Annotated in this window: 15 protein-coding genes; 10 read left to right on the forward strand and 5 right to left on the reverse strand. The window is 39.1% G+C overall.

The features are described 5' to 3' along the window. Positions 1-1,573: 1,573 nt before the first annotated feature. The 3 genes from C7972_RS21165 to C7972_RS21175 all read left to right on the forward strand — a co-directional run bounded on the left by C7972_RS21165 (position 1,574) and on the right by C7972_RS21175 (position 6,186). Positions 1,574-3,475 carry a DUF1080 domain-containing protein gene (locus C7972_RS21165; RefSeq protein ID WP_110358166.1) on the forward strand — a complete coding sequence of 634 codons (1,902 nt, stop codon included), beginning with the start codon at positions 1,574-1,576 and terminating at the stop codon, positions 3,473-3,475. A gap of 16 nt (positions 3,476-3,491) precedes the next feature. Next, a complete protein-coding gene (locus tag C7972_RS21170; protein ID WP_110358167.1) occupies positions 3,492-5,450 on the forward strand; it encodes a plastocyanin/azurin family copper-binding protein in 1,959 nt (652 codons plus the stop codon). A gap of 118 nt (positions 5,451-5,568) precedes the next feature. Then, positions 5,569-6,186 (forward strand): hemolysin III family protein, encoded by a 618-nt coding sequence (locus tag C7972_RS21175; protein WP_110358168.1) that lies wholly within the window; start codon positions 5,569-5,571, stop codon positions 6,184-6,186. Here C7972_RS21175 and C7972_RS21180 read toward each other — a convergent pair. Together C7972_RS21180 and C7972_RS21185 are read right to left on the reverse strand one after the other, a co-directional pair. Further along, positions 6,183-6,611 (reverse strand): DUF4268 domain-containing protein, encoded by a 429-nt coding sequence (locus tag C7972_RS21180; protein ID WP_110358169.1) that lies wholly within the window; start codon positions 6,609-6,611, stop codon positions 6,183-6,185. The two genes, C7972_RS21175 and C7972_RS21180, sit on opposite strands and share 4 nt — an antisense overlap. 101 nt (positions 6,612-6,712) lie before the next feature. Continuing rightward, on the reverse strand, positions 6,713-7,384 hold the full coding sequence (locus C7972_RS21185) for a ZIP family metal transporter (RefSeq protein WP_110358170.1): 672 nt from the start codon (positions 7,382-7,384) through the stop codon (positions 6,713-6,715). 90 nt (positions 7,385-7,474) lie between these two features. On the opposite strand from C7972_RS21185, the gene C7972_RS21190 reads away from it, so the two are divergent. Next, positions 7,475-8,638 carry a class I SAM-dependent RNA methyltransferase gene (locus tag C7972_RS21190; protein WP_110358171.1) on the forward strand — a complete coding sequence of 388 codons (1,164 nt, stop codon included), beginning with the start codon at positions 7,475-7,477 and terminating at the stop codon, positions 8,636-8,638. Positions 8,639-8,670: 32 nt separating this feature from the next. Continuing rightward, positions 8,671-8,901, forward strand: coding sequence for a hypothetical protein (locus C7972_RS21195; protein WP_110358172.1), 231 nt, complete (start codon positions 8,671-8,673; stop codon positions 8,899-8,901). On the opposite strand, the gene C7972_RS21200 is transcribed toward C7972_RS21195, so the two are convergent. The 3 genes from C7972_RS21200 to rlmD are packed head-to-tail and all read right to left on the reverse strand — an operon-like array spanning position 8,879 to position 11,638. Further along, complete coding sequence (locus tag C7972_RS21200) at positions 8,879-9,700, reverse strand: DUF6048 family protein (RefSeq protein WP_110358173.1); 822 nt, start codon at positions 9,698-9,700, stop codon at positions 8,879-8,881. The genes C7972_RS21195 and C7972_RS21200 overlap by 23 nt on opposite strands. Further along, positions 9,681-10,211, reverse strand: coding sequence for a DUF6452 family protein (locus C7972_RS21205; RefSeq protein ID WP_110358174.1), 531 nt, complete (start codon positions 10,209-10,211; stop codon positions 9,681-9,683). The genes C7972_RS21200 and C7972_RS21205 overlap by 20 nt, the downstream gene beginning before the upstream one ends. Before the next feature lie 11 nt (positions 10,212-10,222). Further along, positions 10,223-11,638, reverse strand: a complete 1,416-nt coding sequence (rlmD, locus tag C7972_RS21210) for a 23S rRNA (uracil(1939)-C(5))-methyltransferase RlmD (RefSeq protein WP_110358175.1) — start codon at positions 11,636-11,638, stop codon at positions 10,223-10,225. Between the two features lie 145 nt (positions 11,639-11,783). Here rlmD and C7972_RS21215 point away from each other — a divergent pair, with 145 nt between their 5' ends. From C7972_RS21215 to C7972_RS21235, 5 genes are all read left to right on the forward strand, one after another. Continuing rightward, positions 11,784-12,404 (forward strand): TetR/AcrR family transcriptional regulator, encoded by a 621-nt coding sequence (locus tag C7972_RS21215; protein WP_181422959.1) that lies wholly within the window; start codon positions 11,784-11,786, stop codon positions 12,402-12,404. Positions 12,405-12,409: 5 nt separating this feature from the next. Continuing rightward, on the forward strand, positions 12,410-14,008 hold the full coding sequence (locus tag C7972_RS21220; protein WP_110358177.1) for a sodium/solute symporter: 1,599 nt from the start codon (positions 12,410-12,412) through the stop codon (positions 14,006-14,008). A gap of 16 nt (positions 14,009-14,024) precedes the next feature. Then, a complete protein-coding gene (locus C7972_RS21225) occupies positions 14,025-16,931 on the forward strand; it encodes a DUF5703 domain-containing protein (protein ID WP_110358178.1) in 2,907 nt (968 codons plus the stop codon). After that, positions 16,928-19,162 carry a right-handed parallel beta-helix repeat-containing protein gene (locus tag C7972_RS21230; protein WP_110358179.1) on the forward strand — a complete coding sequence of 745 codons (2,235 nt, stop codon included), beginning with the start codon at positions 16,928-16,930 and terminating at the stop codon, positions 19,160-19,162. The genes C7972_RS21225 and C7972_RS21230 overlap by 4 nt, the downstream gene beginning before the upstream one ends. 124 nt (positions 19,163-19,286) lie before the next feature. Then, a complete protein-coding gene (locus C7972_RS21235; RefSeq protein WP_110358180.1) occupies positions 19,287-20,363 on the forward strand; it encodes a Gfo/Idh/MocA family protein in 1,077 nt (358 codons plus the stop codon). Positions 20,364-20,365: the final 2 nt, after the last annotated feature.

Consider the following 20,365-nt stretch of genomic DNA (forward strand, 5'->3'; position numbering starts at 1 on the left):
AGGCCGCCGCCTTTTTTTGAAAGCACTTGCCGTTTTTACGGTAGGTGCTTTTTTTTGTCCGAACTTTAATAAAAGGGCACGCCTTGGGCGTGATTAGTTCCAGCATCCGTTCCTGCTTCGCTACGCTTGCAGTAACGGGCTGTCATTGAATAGGCCGCCGCCTTTTTTTGAAAGCACTTGCCATGTATATGGCAGGTGCTTTTTTTTTGGACAGGATCTGTTGTGGGCACGCCGCTGGCGTGATTGATTCCAGTATCCGATCGCCAAACGGAAAGTCCAAGGTCGGGAGACTTTGTAAAGTGTGAAAGTCCAAAGTCGGGAGACTTTGCACAGGAACTTTGCACAACGACTTTGCAGAGTGCCATCAATTTTTAAGATCAGCCAATTGCTACATTGAATCATTACTACATTGTTTCATTGCTACATTGTTCCACTTTCAAATCGGTCCATCAGCAAATTTTCAAATCACACAATTGTTACATTGAATCATTGGTACATTATTTCATTGCTACACTGTTCCACTTTCAAATCGGTCCATCAACGAATTTTCAAGTCTAGTGTGAAAGTCCAAAGTCGGGAGACTTTGCACAGCGACGTAATGATTTATCGACACTATGTTAGAGTCGACATAATAAAGGACCGGCCTATTTTCAATTTCGTCTTAAATCAAGTGGTTTCCACATTGGAAGGAGGAAGGCGTCCATAGAGCATTTCACCCAAGTGAAAGCGGCCTGGACGCCGGGGCCGTGGAAAGTGCGTAGATTTAAAGAAATTTAAAATCAGCCTAGCGTTTTTTGGTTCGTTTTTTGGGCGATGCAAAAAATGAACAGGACACAAACTTGAGATAGTAAACTATATCTTTTTGTAATTCACACACAACTTTTAGGATTGTTCTACGGAAAAACCAAAGTCGGGAGACTTTGTAAAGTGTGAAAGTTCAAAGTCGGGAGACTTTGCACAGCAACTTTGCACAACGACTTTGCAGAGTGCCATCCATTTTTCAGATCAACCAATTGCTACATTGAATCATTGGTACATTATTTCATTACTACATTGTTTTACTTTCAAATCGGAACATCAGCAAATTTTCAAATCACACAATTGTTACATTGAATCATTGGTGCATTGTTACATTGTTTCATTACTACATTGTTCCACTTTCAAATCGGCCCATCAACGAATTTTCAAGTCTAGTTGGAAAGTCCAAAGTCGGGAGACTTTGCACAGCGACTTTGCACAGCGACTTTGCAGAGTGCCATCAATTTTTCAGATCAACCAATTGCTACATTGAATCATTGGTACATTGTTTCCTTCCAACCTTCAACAGACAGTATACAGTGTTTGAAACACACTTCAATAAGATCTTTTGCCTTTAAGGATTTATACTTGCACTTAACTTTTGTAAATGACTTCGTAAAGTTACGAAAACCTTTTCGTAAGTGAGATGGCCATGACTAGGGGACAAAACAAAAGGGAATTGAAGATGGACCAGGCAAATGTTGGAGTTTTGTAACTTATATTTATATCTTTAGGCTTTGGAACTACTGTTCCGAGTAACCTAAGCTTCAATTTTATGAAAATTCCATTGTTTTTAAGTGGATTATTGCTGTTTTTTATTTCATGCGGCGATCGTCCATCAAAGGATACTGCAACGACCACCGAAGAATTCCCAAGTATAAAGGATTATTTGCCCTTCTCCGAACTGCCATTGGATGATCTATCTATGTTTAAGGTAGAGACTCCCAACTGGAAAATTGTAGGGGATGTGTATGTGGATAGATCAAAGGACAGGATTTTGACATCTTCTCCGGGGAAAGGAATTCTGGCCAACATACCCGATGATCAGTCAAAAAATGATCATATTTTTACAAATTTTGAACATGGGGATATAGAAATTGAATTGGATGTGATGATGCCGGTCAACTCCAATTCCGGACTTTATTTTCAAGGGAGGTATGAAGTGCAACTATTGGATAGTTGGGGTGTAAAGGAACCAACATATGGAGATATAGGTGGTATCTATCAGCGGTGGGATGACAGTAGGGAAGGCGATCAAAAAGGTTATGAGGGACATTCCCCAAGAACCAACGCTTCAAAGTCGCCCGGACTTTGGCAACATTTTAAAATTATATTTCACTCTCCCAAATTTGACACCTCGGGCAACAAAATAAAAAATGCCCTATTTCAAGAGGTGTGGTTAAATGGTGAGTTGATTCAGGAAAATGTGGAGGTAACTGGCCCTACAAGGGCTTCTGCCTTTAATGATGAAAAAGCTAGAGGACCATTAATGATTCAAGGAGATCACGGTCCCGTAGCTTTAAAAAATATCAAGTATAAAAAGTACGAAAATAAAAAGTTGACCTTGTCCGATATGCATATGACAGAATACGAAAGTAATTCTGATACAATTGCCGGTTTGGATACGCTTACAGTTATTGGAGAGAAAAATGTAGATAGTATTTCCGCCAATATGGTAACTGGAAATAGGGTTACAAGAATTCTAAGTTATAAGGGGCAAATGGATGTTCCGAATTCTGGTACCTACCTCTTCAATATTGGATTAAATCATGGCGGTGCCTTGCTGTTGATCGGTAATGATACTGTGGTTAATCTAAATGGAAAGTTCGATTTGGATACACCAGGGATAGGTGAAATTGAGTTGGAAAAGGGGAAAATACCTTTTACCTTCATTTATAACAAGAATTATCCGTGGTATACAGGTTTCAGTATTACGGCAGAGGGCCCTGAAATGCAGAAAATGGCCCTACATGCAAAGAACTCTTTAAGTTCAGCTAAAAAGAATTCGGATAATGATATACTCATTACGGTTGGAGAAGAGACTGTAACCCAACGTGGGTATATGATGCATGGAGATGAAAAAAGGACACACTGTATTGCGGTTGGGAGTCCTGATCGTATAAATTATTCATATGATTTAAGTAGAGGGGCTATATTACAGGTATGGCAAGGCGATTTTCTTGATGTTACCCAGATGTGGCATCTAAGAGGTACTAACCAGTTGGCGGAACCAAAGGGATTTTCAGTATCCTTTCACGGCGATCCAGATTTTATGACTTTGGAGAATAAAGATATGGTTTGGCCAGACAGCATTCCATCCAACATAAGGTTTAAGCCATTAGGTTATGAAATGCAGGATAATGGATTACCGGTTTTTTTACATCAAGAAGAAGGGACTACTATTAGCAATTCATTTAAATCTTCCAAGGACGGACGGGGACTTGAACGTACCATCAGCATTAAGGGCAATGGTGATATCTGGCATAAAATTGCCGAAGGGGAATCCATTGAACAGTTGGAGGATGGTACATTCATTGTCAACAATGAAAGTTATTTAATCGATTTCTCTGGTAATAGTGGCTTAGATCCTGTAATCCGTCATTCCAACGGAAAGGATGAATTAATACTAAAAATACCCACGAACAGTGGGAACATTACATACAATATTATTTGGTAACCCAAAACAACCAATTATGCAGATTTTAAGACAGGCAGTTTTCTTTGTATTCCTATTAGGAACAGTATATGGTACATTTGGACAGGAAAGTTCGGAAATGGCCAAAAAGGAAGCGGAATATTATAAAATAGTGGATGTTCCAATTCCAAATGATATTGTATTGGAAGTTGGAGGGTTGGCGTTTACGGATGACGATAAATTGGGGGTTTCTACGAGAAGGGGTGAGGTTTGGTTAATAGATAAGCCGTATGGTCCAAACCCTGTTTATAAGAGATATGCACACGGGATGCACGAGACCTTGGGCTTGGCCTATAAGGACAATGGCTTCTATCTTTCCCAACGAGGCGAACTTACTAGATTGGATGACAGGAACGGGGATGGAAAGGCAGATAGCTATAAGACTATTTATACATGGCCTTTGTCCGGTAATTACCACGATTATTCCTATGGTCCGTTAATTTTGCCCAATGGGGATATGTTGGTCACCTTAAATTTATCTTGGATCGGCCACGGGGCCAGTTTGGTAAAATGGAGGGGATGGATGCTGAAAATAACACCTGAAGGGGAAATGACCCCAATTGCAACCGGTTTAAGGTCTCCTGCGGGATTTAATGTGAATTCTGAGGGTGATTACTTTTATACCGAAAATCAAGGGGATTGGGTAGGTTCTGGAAGGATGACCCATTTGGAAGTAGGCGATTTTGCAGGTAATCCGGAAGGCCTACGTTGGACAGATGACCCGCAATCGCCTCTAAAATTGAAACAGGATGAAATAGAAAAGCAATCGGGCTTAAGTCTGTATGAATATGCAAAAAAAATACCTGCCCTTAAGGCTCCAGCCATCTGGTTCCCGCATACCATTCAGGGGATTTCAACTTCGGATATCCTTTATGATACTACCCATGGAAAATTTGGACCTTTTGAAGGCCAGATGTTTATCGGCGATCAGGGGCATAGTAAGATAATGCGAGTTTATATGGAGAAGGTCAATGGGGTGTACCAAGGTGCTTCCTTTTTATTTAGAGAGGGTTTTTCCTCAGGAATATTGCGTATGATCTGGGGTAGTGATTCCAGTATGTTTGTTGGCATGACAAGTAGAGGGTGGGCTTCTACCGGAAAAGCTCCGTATGGTCTGCAAAGATTGGAGTGGACAGGGAAAGTACCTTTCGAAATAAAAACAATGAAAGCCTTGGATGATGGATTTCAATTGGAATTCACACAACCTGTCAATAAAAAATTGGCCGGGGATGTTGCCAGCTATCAAATGAAAAGTTTTACTTACCAATATCACAATACCTACGGTAGTCCCATAGTGGAAGAACAACCAGTAATGGTACATAAAGCAGAGGTTTCACCAGATGGACTTTCCGTTAAATTAACTTTACACGGGATGCGATTGGGCTTTATCCACGAAATAAAAATCCCGGACCTCACCTCTGGGAATGGTAAGAAACTACTACATAACACGGGTTATTATACCTTAAATGAAGTTCCGGGTGGAGTTTTGAAATCCCCACAGATGACAGGTATTGTCAAATCCGGTAAAAGTATCGTTCAGCCTAAAAGAATAACAAAAATGCCAGCTGATTGGAACAATAAATCCGATCAGAAGTTGATGATAGCTACCAAGCCGGGATTGAAGTACGATGTAGAACAAGTTAAGGTTCAGAGAGGGGCTAAGGTAGAGCTTACCTTTAATAACAACGACGATATGATGCACAACCTGGTAATTACCCAGAAAGGCAAGGAATCGGTTGATAAGGTAGGGCAAATGGCCTTGATGTTAGGATTGGACGGACCGGACTATAACTATGTGCCGGATACCGATTTAGTGTTGTACCATACTGCTATTATGCAGCCTGAAACGGCAGAAACAATCTATGTAAAAATGCCGGAGGAACCAGGTGAATATTGGATAGTATGTACTTTTCCAGGGCATTCATCGGTGATGAGGGCGAAGCTTATTGTTCAATAAGATGCGAATTAATTGACATTGTGCCTTGGGTCTTAATCAGTATTACTGGTTGAATACTATTTTTAAAGGGCTTTAACGAATGGGATTTCAATTTGAAACATTTGTATACTTTTGAGGTATGCCTATTAAAGAGGAAAAACTAAATACCCTGTCCCATGCCCTTGGAATATTATTTGGGCTAATAGGTTTTGTAGTGTTATTGCAAAATAGCCGACAGTTAACTTCCTATGCCACGTTCTCAATTATTGTTTACAGTTTTACTTTTGTCTTCTTGTTTACGGCATCAACTTTATATCATTGTGTTAAGCCGTCAAATTTGAAAAACAAATTGAGGATATTGGATCACATCAGCATTTATTTTTTAATTGCTGGCACCTATACGCCAGTAGCCTTAATCATGTTGGAACAAGGAAATGGCTGGTTACTATTTTATACCGTATGGGGAATAGCTGCTGCGGGTACTATTATGAAGTTGTTTTATACGGGGAAATATGAGTTTATTTCAGTATCGCTATATTTAATAATGGGCTGGTTGATTGTTTTGGATCTGGACAACTTACTAAGTAATACTACCACCATTGGGTTGGGGACCCTTTTTCTGGGGGGAGCCTTTTATACCTTGGGAATTCTTTTTTACGCTTTGGAGAGGATCCGTTATAACCACTTTATCTGGCATTTGTTTGTGCTGGGAGGTGCCATCAGTCATTGGTTTTTTATTTTGATCGATGTGGTTTAGGGACGAATAATATCTTCATATTCTTTGAAGAAATCTTCAAATACGGCCATGTTTTCCTTCAAAAATACCATGGTTTCCTGCCAAGTGTTTTTGTTGTGAATGGAAACATTTTCTAAACTAACGGACACCCTTGAAATCTCCTTTCCATTTTTAAGGATAACCGTATCCTCAAATAGGGCTTTTGGCAGGTATTCTTCCAATAAAATAGGCCTAAGTGAAATCATTTTTTCCCATACCCCCAACCGCTTTTCCAAATCTTGACTTTCTATGTCCATAGATATCATAGCACTCTTTAAATCAAAATGAAATTTAAAAGAGCAATCCTTAATGCCAGTGTTATACAGAATCCATTTTCTGGGAAAGGATTTACCAAAGGAAATCCAAAAATCCTGACGTAACTTTTTTGCTTCTTCCTTGCTGAACATTTATAGACCTGGGTGTGCTGTTAATTCTTATAGTGGTTACTAATCTAGAGTAATTGCCCCGTTGTACCAATTTTTCTTGTAATTGGGGACTTGGTTTGGCTTTATAGCATATAAGCAATTGCAATTCCCAATATTATGACGACCAATTTACGCAAGTTAAATTTATGCGCTTCCGAACTTTCGAATAGAATAACAGTCGAAATATGAAGGAAGACACCAATTACCAAGGCGTTAAGAAAAACGGCATACCTATGGGTAAAATCATAATTGGCTGCAATGTAGGTGCCTATGGGAGTCATCAAGGAAAAAAGTACAATAAAGAATATGGCAGACCGCAACTTTATCTTGGAGCTTAATAAGAATATGCTTAAGATAATCGCAATGGGTATTTTGTGGATTAAAATTCCGTAAAGGATAGTACCGTGATTTTCTATAGGCAATCCTTCTAACAGGGAATGGATGCATAGGCTTATAAAAAGCATCCAAGGAAAATCGGATTTTTCGGGATCTAAATGAACATGTCCGTGTTCGGCCCCTTTGGAAAAAAATTCCAGAAAAATCTGGAGTAGGATCCCCAACATAACAAATACCCCTACCGTTTTTGGTTCTGCGCTACCATAAACTTCAGGGAATAATTCAAAAACAGTAAGCGCCAGCAAAAAAGCTCCACTGAAAGCTAGGAGAAGTTTAAAGACTTCCTTGTTTTTTGGTTTTGTGAAGTATACAAATATAAAACTCAGCAATACGCCAAGAATAGGTAATAAATATTTCATTAAGGATTAATTCTGATATTGTACAAAATTACCATATTGGCTAATAAGGGCTAAAATTAACGTATTTTTGCGGTAATCTTAAAGGTAGATATGAACAAAAATTTTAAAATGGTGGCCAAGACCATGTTTGGTTTTGAGGAAATTTTGGCCAAGGAACTGCGTAATCTTGGTGCCGGAAATGTTGAAGAGGGAGTTAGGAGTGTTTTTTTTGAAGGAGATACCGGTTTTATGTACAAGGCAAATCTTTGTTTGCGAACGGCAATCAAAATTGTCAAACCTATCCATTCTTTTCGTGTAAGGGATGAGAACGATCTTTACAAAAAAATCTATGCCATGGACTGGTTCGATTATCTGTCCACCTCTACCACTTTTGCCATTGATGCTACAGTAAATAGCGAAAATTTCACCCATTCCCTATATGTATCCCAAAAGACCAAGGATGCTATTGTGGATAAGTTTAGGGATACGGATGGTAGTAGGCCGGATGTGGATATAAAATTTCCTGATGTTAGGATCAACATCCACATACAGAATGATCATTGCAATGTAGCCCTGGATTCGTCCGGGAGGTCTTTACACCAGCGAGGGTATAGGACAGCGACCAATATTGCGCCCATAAATGAGGTATTGGCGGCCGGTCTTTTGTTGTTAAGTGGTTGGGACGGACAATGTGATTTTTTGGATCCTATGTGTGGCAGTGGTACTCTATTGACAGAAGCAGCTATGATTGCCTGTAATATTCCTGCCAACATTAATAGAAAGGAATTTGCCTTTGAGAAATGGCACGATTTTGATGCCGATCTTTTTGAAAAAATTGTGGATAGCAGCCTTAAGAGAGCAAGGGAGTTCAATCATAGGATTATTGGGTATGACAAGGCGCCTTCGGCAGTAAGAAAGGCCCAGGATAATATTGTCAATGCCAATTTATCCGATTATATAACCGTGGAAAGGAAGAATTTTTTTGATACGGAGAAATTTACGGACAAACATTTGCATATGGTGTTCAATCCTCCTTACGGTGAGCGTTTGGATATAGAAATGGAGGATTTTTATACCGATATAGGTAACACTTTAAAACGAAATTATCCAGGGACCGATGCCTGGTTCATTACCTCTAATTTGGAAGCCTTAAAGTATGTGGGACTGCGCCCTTCCAGAAAGATCAAGGTGTTTAATAGCCATTTGGAGTCGCGCTTGGTAAAATACGTTATGTACGAGGGGAGCAAGAAAGCCAAATATAACAAAGCGGAATAATCCGTTTTTAATGATTTAAAAGTATAGGAATTTTGAAAACAAAATACAAAGCCCTTATCTTTAACTTTCTAGGCTTCTCAATTCTATTTGTTGGGGGCAGATTGTTAATTGGCATGTTATTGTCCTTAAATACACTTGCCCTTGCATTTATAGCAGCTGTGGCCGCCAGTATATTGGCACCTAAGTTTAGTGCTGTAAAAACAAAGTCCGGAGAGAAACTGATGATGAAATGGATTTTTATTAAGGGTTTTCGGGAGCTTTAGGTTGTTCTTGGATTGGAGCCTTCTTTTCTTCCTTTTCCTTAATTTTTTTGGCTTTTTTGTAGAGTGGAATAAAATAGGTGATGGAATAATTGTAACCAACGCCAAATTTACTGCCATCGGTAACCTTATTGAATCCAGGAACCCATAAATTCCTAAAGTTGTCGGGTTCCTTGTTACTGACCAAGAAACCAATGCGAACACTGGCCCCCAAAAAGATATTGGCAAAGAGTTCGGCTTTTATACCCAGCACGGCTTCCAACCAGCTGGCATTTAATCCGCTAAATTCTTGGGCGACATCTGAACCCAAGGGAAAATCATTAACAGCATTGGGGTCCGGATTAATTTGATATTCGGGATCGGTCCAATAACGGTTGGTGTCAAAAATTTGATAATTATTCAAAGTTTGGCTAAAAGTACTGTAGGCATAACGCCCCCCTACGTGTATGGAATTGTTCATGCCATACCAATTTCCATAGGTGTTGTAATCCACACCCAGTTTTAAGTAGCTTCCCGAGGTGGTGAAATTGTATAAGTCCTCTTGTTTGGTATTTTTTTCATTACCAAGTTCTGCAGCCACATATAGTTTATTTGTTATCCTATAGTCCCCAACTATTTCAAATCCTTGATAATCATCATTTAAGAATGAAATTAAAGGGCGACTTAGGTCTATCCCCACCCTAATACCATAGGGGTCGGTGTGTACCACAGTGTCTTTTGGTTGCAAATCGATAGGCTTGCTTTGGGAACTCCCCAAAAGAAAGGCTAGAAATAAAAAGCTACTAATGAAATATCTTAACATGCGCTGCTGTTGAATTTTCTACCAAGGGGGTTACAATTTCTATATCCTTTATCCAATTATCGGTTTCCATTTTTAGATCGCTATTCAATTCTTCATAATTGGCAATATATCCACAGGCCCTGGAAACAAACTTATCTATTTTGGTGTAATTTAGGTACAAGGTATCCAAGTCTCCCCCTTCAACCGTAATAGTCTCTCCTCCCGAATCTGTAGTTTCAACATCTGCAGAGTTCCTAATAAAATAAAAACCTGTGCTGTTCTCTGTGACCTTCAAAGGAATGGCAATTGAATCCAAATCCGTTCTATCGGATACTGTTGTGACCGTGGTATTCTGGCCAACTCCCACAATTCTAAGTTTGGTGACCTTTTTTAATACAGTGGGGTTGTCCACATTATAAAATCTTATCACTAATAAAGGGGTGTCCCCATCTATACAGATATCATCCTTTTCACAGGCTCCAAAGCAGATTAATATAATTAAAACTAATATTGGAATGTAGAATTTTTTCATGCTCGGTTGGACTATTTGGTCCGTTTTTTCAAAAGTACAACATTTTCAACATGATGGGTCTGTGGAAACATGTCCACTGGTTGCACCTTCATAATTTCATAATCTTCCTTCATCATCTCCAAATCCCTGGCCTGTGTGGCGCTATTACAGCTAACATAAACAACCCTTTCCGGTGCAATGGATAATATTTGTTGTACAACGGCCGCATGCATACCATCCCTGGGAGGATCGGTAATAATAAGGTCGGGACTGCCGTGTTCCTCAATAAAACTAGGATTAAAGACATTCTTCATATCCCCTACATAAAAATCTACATTGTCTATTTTGTTTCTTTTTGCATTGGCCTTGGCATCGGTGATAGCTTCGGGAACGGCTTCTATTCCTATTACTTTTTTGGCCTTTTTGGCCACAAATTGGGCAATGGTGCCCGTACCGGTGTAAAGGTCGTAAACCAATTCATTTCCAGTAAGTTCGGCAAAATCCCGGGTTATCTTGTATAGTTCATATGCCTGGTCCGAATTGGTTTGATAAAATGATTTGGCATTTATTTTAAATTGAAGACCTTCCATTTCCTCAAATATATGATCCCGTCCAGAATAGCATATGATTTCCTGATCATATATGGTATCATTTTGTTTTTGATTGATGACATATAACAAGGAAGTTATTGCAGGAAAGGTTACTGCCAAGTGGTTCATCAATAATTCCCTCTTCTCCAAATCGTCCTCATAGAATTGGACCATAACCATGATTTCACCAGTAGAGGAGGTGCGAATCATTACTGTGCGCAACATGCCCCATTGATTCCTGGGGTTAAAGAAAGACAAATTGTTCTTAATGGCGAAATCCTTTATTTCCAACCTAATCGCATTGGAAGGATCTTCTTGCAAATGACATTTTTTAATGTCCAAGATTTTGTCCCACATTCCAGGAATATGAAATCCCAATGCGTTTTTATCATCAATTTCCTTGCCTGAGTTTATTTCCTCCAAGGTCAACCATCTACTATCAGAAAAAGAAAATTCCATCTTGTTCCTGTAGAAGTATTGCTTTTTGGATCCTAAAATGCGACTCGTTTCTGGCAATTCCAAATGACCAATTCTTCGTAGGTTGTTCTCAACTTCTTTTTGTTTGTAAAATAGCTGGTGTTCATAGCCCATATCTTGCCATTTACAGCCCCCACATACTCCAAAATGTTCACAGACAGGGGTAGTTCTTTTACTCGAAAAAGTATGGAACTTGGTGGCAACGCCCTCAAAATAGGCCTTCCTTTTTTTTGTGGTCATAACGTCCACAACATCTCCAGGGACAGTGTTGGTCAAGAAGATTACCCGGCCATCGGGTGCCTTTCCTGTGGTCTTGCCTTTGGCACCGGCATCTACTACTTCCACGTTTTCAAAAACTTGTCTTGTATTCTTTCTGCGCATGGCGCAAAAATAGGAGAATTTTTTAGGATTTATGTAGCTTTTTAACAGAGTCTTGTAGTCTATTTTACAATTCTATATTTTTATCAAAAAAATAATTAGGGCAAATGCCCTAGTTTAATTATATTTGGAAATAAATCTTCTGGCTTTGAAAACTAAACAGAAAATTATTCTTCGGGCAATAGCGGCATATAACGCCCATGGAGTTACCAATGTGACAAGTAGGGACCTGGCCGATTCCTTGGGTATTAGCCACGGAAATCTGGAATACCATTTTAAGAACAAAGAAGAGTTGCTAATGGCAATTTATAAGCAAATGAGGAAGGATATTTCAGAGGTTTATGAGGAAAAGGTCTTGGACGGAGATCCGTTTATGCACTTCAACGATCTATTGATGAATTTGGAATCCTTTCATGATAAATACTCGTTTTTTAACCTTGATGTTCTGGAAATCTCTAGAAATTTCAAGAAGGTAGATAATTTGTTGAAGAAGACTTTCCAAATCAGGAGGGAGCAGATGGCCCTGTTTTTTAGACGATTTATGGATTATGGATATTTTAAGTCGGAAATAAAGGAAGGAATTTATATGCGATTGCAGCATACCATTAGAATTATTATAACCTTCTGGAAGTCACAGAAAGTGGTTCTGCCTTATTCCGCTTTTACTGCAAATAGTACCTTGACAACTTATATATGGGACCTGTTATTGCCACATATGACTTCCAAGGGTTTATCTGCCTATAGGAAACTTAATCCCCTTTCAAACTAAAAATAATGAAAACAATCTCTACTATTGATTCATTGGTTGTAGTATTATACATTATAGCTATAGTCGCTGTAGGTTTGTGGTATGGAAGGAAAAAGAAAGATACCAGCGATGGTTATTTTTTGGCCGGAAAATCCCTGACTTGGTCAGTTATCGGTGCTTCGCTTTTTGCCTCCAATATTTCCACTGTCCATTTAGTGGGCCTGGCGGAGTCAGGTTTTAAGGATGGCATTGTATGGGGAAATTTTGAGTGGTTTTCTGCTTTTGAACTTATTATTTTAGCCTTTGTTTTTATACCTTTTTATCTGCGTACCAAAATAACCACCTTGCCGGAATTCTTGGAAAAACGCTACGATTCCCGATCAAGGGTAATTTTGGCTATTTTTAGTATCATGGCCGCTCTATTTATGCATATTGGCGTTAGTTTTTATGCGGGTGCCGTAGTTTTTGAAAGTATTTTTGGGCTAAATATCTGGACATCTATAGTGGTAATAGCTATAGCAACAGGTGTTTATACCATTATAGGGGGGTTGACATCTGTGGTAGTGACGGAAGCGGTACAAACAGTGGTGTTGATATTGGGGTCCCTTACCATAACCGTGTTGGCAATTTGGCAATTGCCGGAGGTCGGAGTTGATTCCTATGGTGCTCTAAGGGAGGCGGTAGATCCAGATAGATTAAGGGCCGTTAATTTCGATTCGGGAAAAAAGGGATTTACTTTTTTGGATATGCTTTTCGGTCATTTGGTGCTGGGCATTTGGTATTGGTGTACAGACCAAACTATTGTACAAAGGGTTTTAGGGGCTAGGTCCGAGAAGCAGGCTAAACTGGGCGCTCTATTCGCAGGTTTCCTTAAGATTTTACCAGTTTTTATAATGGTGGTCCCAGGTATTTTGGCGGTCGCCCTTTTTCAGGATCAAATTGGAAGCGATACCAAAAGTGTACTTCCGGTCATGATTGTTAACCTAATGCCCATTGGATTAAAAGGACTTATGGTAGCGGCTTTGTTAGCGGCAGTAATGAGCAGTGTGGCGGCGGCCCTGAACAGTTGCTCCACCTTAATTGTTTATGATGTTTTTGATAAATTAAAGACAGATCTATCCGATGGTTCCAAAATTAGGATTGGCAGAATTACGGGTGTTATAGTTTTGTTTTTGGCGGTTGCCTGGTCGCCTTTTCTAGGTGATTTGGGAGGGATTTTCGAGTTGATCAATCAGATGTTCTCCATATTTGCACCTTCAATAGTAACGGTTTTTGTTTGGGGAATTCTAACCAAAAAAGGAACCTCCAATGCCTCATTTTACACCCTGTTGGGGGGGAGTTTATTTGCGGCTACCATCTTTTATATAGAAAAGTACGTGGTTGTAAAGGGTTTGGAAAACTATATTTCCAGTCCACAGGGTTTGGGCATTAATTGGCTCCGACAAACCTATTTATTTTTTTTAATATCCACTGCTATATACTTCCTTATATCCTACTTTGATAAAAGTAAACAATGTATTCCAGAGGAATTTTATATTAAGGTAAGCAAGTCAACAAAACTTATTAATTATTTAAGTCTTTTGTTGGTGTTGCTCATGCTGATATTATATTTAATTTTCTATTAAGGTGTAAAAACAAGGCATGAAAAAATTTCAGTTTATTATTCTACTTTCCATATCGGTTATACTCTGTGGTGTGGTTAATGCACAAACGGATGCACAGCTTGGATTACATTCAGAAGGTGGCCCATGGAAATTTTATCCTTCCAAGGAAAAAAACGACAGTCTAAAAAATGTTTTGCTCATTGGTGATTCGGTCATGAATGGTTTTCATCAAATTGTTATCGATAGTCTAAGGGAAAACGCTAATGTAGATTACTGGCTCACTCCAAAACATTTAAATAGCGAGTATCTTTTTTCTGACCTTAAAATAGTTCTTACTTCCAACCAATATGATGTAATCCAATTTAATATTGGACTACATGGTTGGCCAAAAGGACGTATTAAAGATGATGAATATATCCCACTACTTGAAAAATATGTACAAACCTTAATAGAAAACGCGAAGGGAGCAAAGCTGATATGGGCAAGTACTACGCCCGTTACCGAACAGGACAGGGCGGAACTGAATATGGAAATAAATCCTACCATAACCCAACGTAATGAATGGGCAATCGATGTAATAAAAAAACATAATATCGTCATAAACGATTTGTATGGTTTGGTTTCAAACAAGTTGTTTTTGGCAAAGCTCGATCGATTTCATTGGCTTGAAGACGGTTATGGGTTGATGGCAAATCAAAGTACTGGGTTTATCAAAAGAGGATTAAATGAATCATCTGCATTACCAACGCTTTCTGATTACAATGTTGTTTGGCACAGTCCTTCTGTTAATTCTTTGGGATCAATGCCACTAGGAAATGGGGATATAGGAATTAGCCTATGGGTGGAGGAAAGCGGGGACTTACTGTTCTATATTTCCAAAACCGATGCCTGGAGTGAAAATGCCAGATTGTTGAAATTAGGAAAAGTAAGACTTTCATTGTCGCCAAATCCTTTTAGAACTGGTTTGCCGTTTATGCAGGAATTGATACTTAAGGATGGTTTAGTGCATATAGAAGCGGGGTCAAAAGAAGAATTGGTCTCCATTGATGTTTGGATCGATGCCAATCATCCTGTGGTAGAGTTGGATGTTAAAAGTGAAATTCCAATTTCTGCAATAGCTTCAATAGAACCATGGCGTATAGAACGCAGGCAAATTACCGATAAAAACGAAATACACTCTGCTTATGGAGTAAACGGGGGACCTGAGGTTTTTGTGGAGAAAGATTCTGTGCTGGCAAACAACGATGGTATAATCTGGACGCACAGGAACAACAGATCCATTTGGAAGGATAATTTGAAATTACAGGGGCTAGAGAAGTATTCGAAACAAAATAATGATCCTTTACTTCATCGAACCTTTGGTGGATTGATCCGTTCAAAGGAAATGGTAAAGGCGGGCCATGGGAAGTTAAAAATGGACAATACTTTGAAACAGTTCTCAATTTCTGTTCATGCTTTAAGTTCCCAGACCGAAACCCAAAACGACTGGACACAACAAATCATGCACAGTGCAAAAATTATTGAACTGTTATCCCGCTCTGAGAGATTCATAGACCATAAAAATTGGTGGCATTCTTTTTGGAGTCGCAGTTATATTCACGTATCCACAGATGATGCAAATGAAAAGGAGAAAGTGTACAATGTATCCAGGGGCTATGCCCTGCAACGTTATATGAACGCCTGCTCAGGTCGAGGAAACTCGCCCATTAAGTTTAACGGATCAATATTTACCGTTGACACTAAAAACCTTGATGATAGATTTGGAGGTTTTGATGCCGATTACCGACAGTGGGGTGGTCCTTACTGGTGGCAAAATACTCGTTTGCCCTATTGGTCGATGTTGGAAGCCGGTGATTTCGATTTGATGCTGCCCCTTTTTAAAATGTACAGGGATGCATTGGCAGTACGCAAAGAGGCCACCAAAGTATATTATGGTCACAAAGGGGCATTCTTTCCGGAAACCATGTATTTCTGGGGAACATATACCGACGTCAATTACGGCAGAGACAGGGGTGAGTTGCCATTGGGTACAACTGAAAATAGGTTTATCAGACATTACTGGCAAAGCGGTCTGGAAATTTCATTAATGGCTCTTGACTATTTTTCCTTTACCCAAGATGAAAAATTATTTAAGGAAACCATACTTCCAGTGGTAACCGAGATAGTAAACTTTTACGATGAGCATTGGGGACGCGATAAAAATGGAAAAATTCTATTCGACCCGGCAATGGCGTTGGAAACCTACAAAACTGCGGTAAACCCATTGCCAGAAATTGTTGGAATAAATAAGGTTTGTAAAGAATTATTAAGATTACCGGATAATTTGATAAGTAAATCCCAAAGAAAACAATTTAAGAGATTGATTTCAGAATTACCGGAAATTCCGACCCGCGTAGTTGAAGGGGAAAAATTATTGGCTCCGGCTTATGGGTACAGTGGTAAGCAGAATATTGAAAATCCCGAGTTATATGCCATCTTTCCTTATAGAGCATTTGGAATAGGTAAAGAAAATATTGAATTGGCAAGGAGAACTTTTCATCAGCGGGCAATAAAACAAACCGGTGGATGGCAACAAAATGCGATTAAAGCAGCCTATCTTGGACTAATTGATGAAGCGGCAGAATTAACTTCCCAAAATTTTAATGCAAGTACAACCCATTATCGTTTTCCCACAATGTGGGGTCCAAATTATGATTGGACGCCAGACCAATGTCATGGCACTGTTGCCATGACTGCACTGCAAAGGATGTTGGTTCAATACGATGGTAATAAAATTTACCTTTTTCCTGCATGGCCCAAAAATTGGAATGTGGATTTTAAAATTTTTGCCCCGAAAAATACAACCATCGAAGCAACCATAAAAAACGGGGAAATTACACGATTGGAAGTGACTCCCGACATAAGGGAAAACGATTTGATCAATACCTTAAAAAAGGCTGAATGAAACTAAATTTGATGGCAACTGCCATGTGCACATTATTTCTATTTATAAAAGTATTTCCCCAGGATGTTTATGTTGGTCCTAGCGGTAACGATAATAATATGGGCACGAAAACCAAACCCGTTGCCACACTGGAAGCGGCGCGTAATTTAGTCCGACAATACAAGGCCATAAATGATTTGCCAAAGGGAGGAATTACCGTGTGGATAGGAAAGGGACAATATGATCAGACTGAACCATTCATTCTTAATGAGAATGATTCGGGTAGTCCAGATGCTCCAATTGTTTGGCGGACATTGCCAAACGAGCCTGTAAGTGTCACAGGAGGTAAAAGCATTCCAGTTGAAAAGTTTGAAAAGGTCACCAATAGCACTATACTTAAGAGACTGTCTAAAAATGCTGCCAAAAATGTGTTGCAAGTCAATCTCAAGGAACTAGGTATTAATGATTTTGGGCAGATAAAACAGTACGGACATGCCATGTCCGTAGTTCCTGCGCCAATGGAGGTGTTCTTTAATAACGAGGCCATGGATCTGGCACGATATCCAAACGAAGGATATATTAAAATAGGAAAAGTTCTTGATCCTGGATCGGTTCCCAGAAATAGAGATTATAGTAATCGCGGGGGAATATTTGAATACACCGATCCTAGACACGCATTATGGGCAGGACAAAAAGATGTGTGGTTTCAAGGGTCTTTCAATTATGGTTATGCAGATGACAATATTTTGGTTGAAACAATCGATACTCAAAAGAAACAGATTAAACTAGCCATGCCATCTTTGTACGGCGTTGCCCATGGACGCGATTTTCAGCACTACGTGGCGTATAATATACTTGACGAACTGGATAGCCCTGGAGAGTGGTATGTGGATAAAAAATCGGGAATGCTTTATTTCTGGCCTCCTACTGCGATTGAAGAAAGTTCTATGATAGTTTCAATATTAGAAGATCCAATAATTAGTTTGGAAGGAGCTAGCTTTGTTACTATTCGTGATTTAACAATAGAAGTAGGTAGGGGTATTGGTGTCTATATGGAACGGGGCACCAATAATTTGATAGCGGGTTGTACGGTTAGGAATGTTGGTACTAACGGTATTTTTATGGGACAGGGAGCAGAACAAACCTTTCCGCTTGTTACCCATGATGATTATGAGGGAGTGCCTGTTTCTAGGAGGATAGGGAATTTGCAGGGCCATATCTACAAATATACTGCTTGGGATCGCAATGCTGGTTCCAATCATGGTATATTGAGTTGTGACGTATACAATACAGGTAGCGGTGGCATTTTCCTGAGCGGTGGGAGTAAACGAAAATTGATTCCGGGAAATAACTATGTAGAAAATAGCAAAGTACATGATTATAACAGACGCAACAAATTTCTTTGGTCGGGAATTAATATTGATGGCTGTGGGAATAGGATCTCACATTGTGAAATCTTCAATTCCGAGTGGCAGGGAATATATGTACATGGCAATGAGCACCTTTTTGAATATAACGACATTCACCATGTAACCTTAAATTCGGATGACACTTCGCCTTGGTATATTGGTCGCGATCCCAGTGATAGAGGTAATATTATTCGTTATAATTATTTTCATCATTGTGGTAATCCAAATCGTATGAATATGGGGATTTATTGCGATGATTCAAGTACAGATGTATTGGTATTTGGCAATGTTTTTTATAAGATGAACACCAAACATGGCATATTATTCACTAATAGTGGCTGGGATTTAAAAATGAAGAACAATATTGTTATTGAGCCAATTTCTTATACGGCAGAAATATCAGCACATTATTATACATGGTATAGTGGAGGGGGACCTCCAATGTTTGGTGAAGACGGACTTTTAAGAAGACGTCTTTTGAATAATGTAAAAATCACTGAAGCTCCATATGCTGAAAAATACCCCGAGTTACTTAATTACCTAAATCCCATTGTTGATGGAAAAGAATGGGAAGGAATGAGGGCAAGACGAAATGAATTATCGGGAAACCTTATTATAGGTGGACCTGAAAATCCGCTACATTTAGTTGGTGGAGTGCACGCCCAATGCGAGGACATAAAAAATTACAGAACAGATCATGACCCAGGATTTGTTGATTTCAAAAACGAAAACTTTAATCTTCGTACAGATTCTGAGGTGTTTAATAAAATCCCGGGATTTGAAGCCCTTCCATTCGATAAAATGGGACTTTATATTGATGAATACAGAAAAAGTATTGATTAGGGTATGATATGAAAGCATTGGATATTTTGGCAATTGGGGACTAGAATCACCAGGCCGATTAAATAAATTCGCGGAACAAGGGTTCGGCAGCTAAACTAATATTGGCTATATTAATAGATGGAATTTGAAATTTAGACAAGAGATTATAAAACCAGAAAAACCACGCCCCATAGTTCTTATCGGTGCAGGTAGCATTGTTAAAGATGCCCATTTGCCAGCTTATGAAATTGCAGGATATAGGGTGTTAGGTATATATGATCTGGACGAAACCAAAGCGAAAACTTTAAAAAAGCGATTTAATATTGTAGAGAAAGTATATAGCTCTTTAGTTGATTTAATCGTTGATGCCAAGAAGAATGACGCACTTTATGACCTGGCGTTGCCGGCAAGTGAACACAAAAGGATTTTGGAACAGTTGCCAAATAAATCTCCCGTTCTTATTCAGAAGCCTCTGGGGGAAACCTTGGAGGAGTCCAAACTAATTGTGGAGTTATGTAGAAGAAAAGGCCTGGTTTCGGCTGTAAATTTTCAATTGCGGTATGCCCCCTATATGATTGCGGCCAAGGACATGATAGATCAGGGATTGATTGGGGAAGTATATGACATGGAGGTTTTTGTAAATGTCTTTACACCATGGCATTTATGGGATTTTTTGTATTACCTGCCACGAGTAGAAATATTGTATCACAGTATTCATTATTTGGATTTAGTGCGCAGCTTTCTGGGAAATCCAAAAAAGGTATACGCAAGTACTGTAAAGCATCCTAAAATGCCTGAACTGGCTTCAACCCGTACCTCTATGATATTGGATTACAACGAGTATATCCAAGCGAGGATAATGACCAATCACGGACATGAATATGGAAAGGAAAAACAGCAGTCTTATGTAAAGTTTGAAGGGACAAAAGGGGCTATCAAAATAAAAATAGGAGTTTCAATAGATTACCCAAAAGGAGTACCCCCCACCTTTGAATACTTTATTTTAGGCCAAGAATCAACTAAATGGAAGGAATTACCACTAAAGGGCGGATGGTTTCCCCATGCCTTTATGGGAACAATGGCCAGTTTGCAAAATCACTATATAAATCCTAGCCAACCATTGTTAAATTCAACCGAAGATGCATATGTAACAATGCAATTGGTAGAATTAATGTACACTTCAAGTAATGAAGGAGGAATGAATTTTAATTTAATAGAATAATT

It is taken from the genome of Arenibacter sp. ARW7G5Y1, from assembly GCF_003201775.1.
GTDB lineage: Bacteria > Bacteroidota > Bacteroidia > Flavobacteriales > Flavobacteriaceae > Arenibacter.